Source organism: Actinomadura sp. NPDC048032 (genome assembly GCF_040653175.1).
Taxonomy (GTDB): Bacteria; Actinomycetota; Actinomycetes; order Streptosporangiales; family Streptosporangiaceae; genus Spirillospora; species Spirillospora verrucosospora.
In genome coordinates, this window is sequence record NZ_JBEZJP010000599.1 from 1 (window position 1) to 3,721 (window position 3,721).

4 protein-coding genes and 1 riboswitch are annotated in these 3,721 nt (G+C 71.4%); of the genes, 1 reads left to right on the forward strand and 3 read right to left on the reverse strand.

Going from position 1 to position 3,721, the window contains the following annotated elements; translation table 11 throughout:
- Positions 1 to 80 precede the first annotated feature (80 nt).
- Positions 81 to 785, reverse strand: coding sequence for an MFS transporter (locus tag AB0C69_RS39680; RefSeq protein ID WP_360361459.1), 705 nt, complete (start codon positions 783 to 785; stop codon positions 81 to 83).
- A 343-nt stretch (positions 786 to 1,128) separates the two neighbouring features.
- Positions 1,129 to 1,266: riboswitch (cyclic di-AMP (ydaO/yuaA leader) on the forward strand.
- A gap of 9 nt (positions 1,267 to 1,275) precedes the next feature.
- On the opposite strand from AB0C69_RS39680, the gene AB0C69_RS39685 reads away from it, so the two are divergent.
- A complete protein-coding gene (locus tag AB0C69_RS39685) occupies positions 1,276 to 2,010 on the forward strand; it encodes a hypothetical protein (RefSeq protein WP_360361462.1) in 735 nt (244 codons plus the stop codon).
- A gap of 67 nt (positions 2,011 to 2,077) precedes the next feature.
- Here AB0C69_RS39685 and hpnH read toward each other — a convergent pair whose 3' ends face one another.
- Together hpnH and AB0C69_RS39695 are read right to left on the reverse strand one after the other, a co-directional pair.
- On the reverse strand, positions 2,078 to 3,082 hold the full coding sequence (gene hpnH / locus AB0C69_RS39690) for an adenosyl-hopene transferase HpnH (protein WP_360361465.1): 1,005 nt from the start codon (positions 3,080 to 3,082) through the stop codon (positions 2,078 to 2,080).
- Positions 3,083 to 3,143: 61 nt separating this feature from the next.
- The coding region (locus tag AB0C69_RS39695; RefSeq protein ID WP_360361468.1) for a prenyltransferase/squalene oxidase repeat-containing protein at positions 3,144 to 3,721 on the reverse strand (578 nt) is incomplete at its 5' end.

Here is a 3,721-nt window from a genome sequence, read left to right on the forward strand (position 1 = left end):
GTTCGAACCGGCCCGGATGGCCGACACCGTCGCCCGCGAGCTCGGCGCCGCGTTCGGGCAGGGCTTCCGCGCCGTGCGCCTCACCACCGACCACACTCGCCCGCGCCGTACACGACGGCCGCCAGGCCGCCGGTGACGAGGACGGCGGAGATCCAGTCGAGGCGCGCCCCGGGGAACGCCGGCGGCGCGGGAAGGACGATCCGTCCCGCCACCGACGCGGCCGCGGCGATCGCGACGTTGACGTAGAGGCACCAGCGCCAGTCGGCGTACTGGGTCAGCGCGCCGCCGAGCAGCAGCCCGACCGCCGCTCCGCTGCTCGCCACGGCGCCGTAGACGCCGAACGCCTTCGCGCGCTCCCTGGGCTCGGTGAACGTCACCGCCAGCAGCGACAGGGCGGTGGGCGCGAGCAGCGCGGCGAACGCCCCCTGCAGGGCGCGCCCGACCACGAGGACCCCGAAGCCGGGCGCGGCCCCGGCGATCATCGAGGCGACGGCGAACCCGGCCAGCCCGGCCAGGAAGCTGCGGCGCCGCCCGACCAGGTCGGCGATCCGGCCGCCGAGCAGGAGCAGCCCGGCGAAGGACAGGGTGTACGCGGTGATCACCCACTGCCGGTCGGCGTCGCCGAAGCCGAGCGCGTGCTGGGCCGTCGGCAGCGCGATGTTCACGATGGTGGCGTCGAGCGCGATCATCAGCTGCGCGACGGCGATGACGACCAGCGCCGCCCAGCGCCGGTTCGGGACGGCCGCGGACGGACCGGACGCGGTGCGCGCCGGGATGGCGGTCATGGAACCCACCTCCTCTAAGTGAAGGGTTCTCCTCCGGATATTAACTGGAGGTTTCTCCTCCGTCTAGAGGCGGATCGGGCCCGGATCGCCTCCCCGGCACGCCCGCACCGGCGGCAGGCGACGGCCGGGGCGCCGGGTCGGCACGGCACTGAGCTGCGGAATCATCGCCCGCGACCTTGCCGTCTCTTGGTGATTTCAGTAGCTTTGCCCCTTTAAGACGCCTTCCAGGCGTTTTGTCCCACCGCGGGGTTTCCGAGCGCGGTGGGGCGGGGTGCCGTCCCCGCGCGACAAGGCCCGAGATCCCTCATCGATCGGGCCCCACATCGTCAGCGCCGCTGTCTCTCAGCGGCACCCGCCGAGTCCGCCGTGGCGCGGAGCCGGGGACCCAACCCGAACTGGGGTGAATCGGCCTGTCAGGCCGTAGGGCGACTTCCACGTCCGAACCCGTCAGCTAACCCGGTAGGCGGCACATGGAAGCAAGGAGCCCCCCGTGAAAGGCAAGCACCTCGACCGGCCGCGCGTTCTGCGGCCCGGCCCCTGGGTCACCGTCACGCTGACGGGCCTCGCCGTCTTCGGCGCGACGGCGGCCATGCCGACGACCCTGCAGCACGCGTCCACCGAAACCGTCGCCGCCGTCCAGACCGTGCCGCAGCAGCGGACCGCGCCGCGGCAGGCGGCGCCGCAGGAGCAGGTCAGAGCGCAGGCCCAGGTCCAGAAGGAGTTCAAGGCCCCGCCGAAGGCCGAGCCCTCGGCGAAGACCGAGTCGTCGGCGAAGGCCGAGCCGCGGAAGCAGGCCGCCGCGCCGAAGTCGGACGCGCGGTCCAAGGTCATCGAGCGGGCCAGGACCTGGCATCCGCACACCGGCCGGCGGGTCCCCTACAGCCAGACCAGCACGCACAACGGATACCGCACCGACTGCTCGGGATACGTGTCCATGGCGCTGGGGCTGCCCAAGCCCGGGACGAACACCGTCGGCCTCACCTCGTCGCGGTACACCGAGCGAATCGCGATGTCCGAGCTGAAGAAGGGCGACCTCGTCATGGACGCCCTCGGCAGCAACACCACCCGGCACGTCGTCATCTTCGAGAAGTGGGCCGACAAGGAGCACTCGTCGTACTGGGCCTACGAGCAGCGCGGCCGGTACGGAACCGACCACCGCGAGCTCGACTACGGGCTCTCCTCGGGCGACGAGTACAAGGCGTACCGGCCGACGTCCCTCACGTAGGCGTCCCTGAAGACGCCCGGCATCGGCGGGACGCCGGTGCCGGGCGGAACGGGCTTGGAGAGAGGGGTCAGACCGAGCGGACGGCCCGCAAGGACTCCTTCAGGGAGCCGAGGGTCGAGAAGACGGCCGTGGGTTCGTAGCCGCAGTGGGCCATGCAGTTGGCGCAGCGGGAGTCGCGTCCCCTTCCGTAGGAGTCCCAGTCGGTCTCGTCCAGGAGTTCCTGGTAGGTCTGCGCGTAGCCGTCCGACATCAGGTAGCAGGGACGCTGCCAGCCGAAGAGGGAGTAGGACGGGATCGCCCAGGCCGTGCAGGGGAAGTCGACCTTGCCTTCCAGGAAGTCCAGGAACAGGGGCGAGTGGTTGAAGCGCCACCGCTTGCGGTTGCCGTCCCCGAACGCCTTGCGGAACAGCTCCCGCGTCTCCTGGACGCCGAGGAAGTGGTCCTGGTCGGGCGCCTTGTCGTAGGCGTAGCCCGGCGAGATCATCATCTCGTCGACCCGGAGGTCGTCGTTGAGGTAGTTCATGACGTCGATGACGGTCTGCGGCGTGTCCGTGTTGAAGATCGTCGTGTTGGTGGTGACGCGGAACCCCCGCCGCTTGCACTCCCTGACGGCCGCGACGGCGTCGTCGAAGACGCCCTCCTTGCAGACGGACGCGTCGTGGCGTTCCCGCAGCCCGTCGATGTGCACCGCCCACGCGAAGTACGGCGAGGGCGCGAACTTGTCGATCTTCTTGGGGATGAGCAGCGCGTTCGTGCACAGGAAGACGTACTTCCTGCGGCGGACGAGCTCGTTCACCAGCTCGTCGATCTGCGGGTGCATCAGCGGCTCGCCGCCCGCGATGGAGACCATCGGCGCGCCGCACTCCTCGATGGCGGCGAGGGCCTGCTCGACCGGCATGCGCTTCCTCAGCACGTCGTGCGGGTGCTGGATCTTCCCGCAGCCGGCGCAGGCGAGGTTGCAGGCGAACAGGGGCTCCAGCTCGACGATGAGCGGGAACTTCTCCCGGCCGCGCAGCTTGTTGCGGAGGATGTAGCCCCCGATGCGAAGGCTCTGGCGGAGCGGCATGCTCATGGTGTCGGGACCTCCTCGTGCAGGGTGAACTCGGCGGTCCCGCCCGGTCCGCGCCCCCGCCTCATGCCGCGCCCTCCAGGTAGCGGCCGAGGGCGCTCAGGGGGAAGACCAGGCGGTACAGGTGGTAGTTGATGTAGAAGTCGCCGGGGAAGCCGGTGCCGGTGAACTGCTCCTCGTCCCAGTTGCCGTCCGGGCGCTGGTGGTCGACGAGCCACCTCACGCCGGCCTCCACGGCAGGGGTGCGCTCGCCCGCGGCGAGCAGCGCCAGCAGTGCCCAGGCCGTCTGCGACGGGGTGGACTCGCCCCGCCCGATCCACGCGGGGTCGTCGTAGGAGCGCAGGTCCTCGCCCCAGCCGCCGTCGCGGTTCTGGTGGTCCTCCAGCCAGACCACGGCGCGCCGGATCGCGGGCTTGCCGGGACGCACCCCGGCCGCGACGAGCGCGGGCACCACGCTTCCCGTGCCGTAGACGTGGTTCGCCCCCCAGCGCCCGAACCACGAGCCGTCCGCCTCCTGCGCCCGGAGCAGCCACACGACGGCGCGCCTGACCACGGCCGACTCCGCGAGGCCCTCCTTGGACAGCGCCTCCACGACGTGGGCGGTGACGTCGGCGGACGGGTCGCCCTCCGCCGCGATCCGGC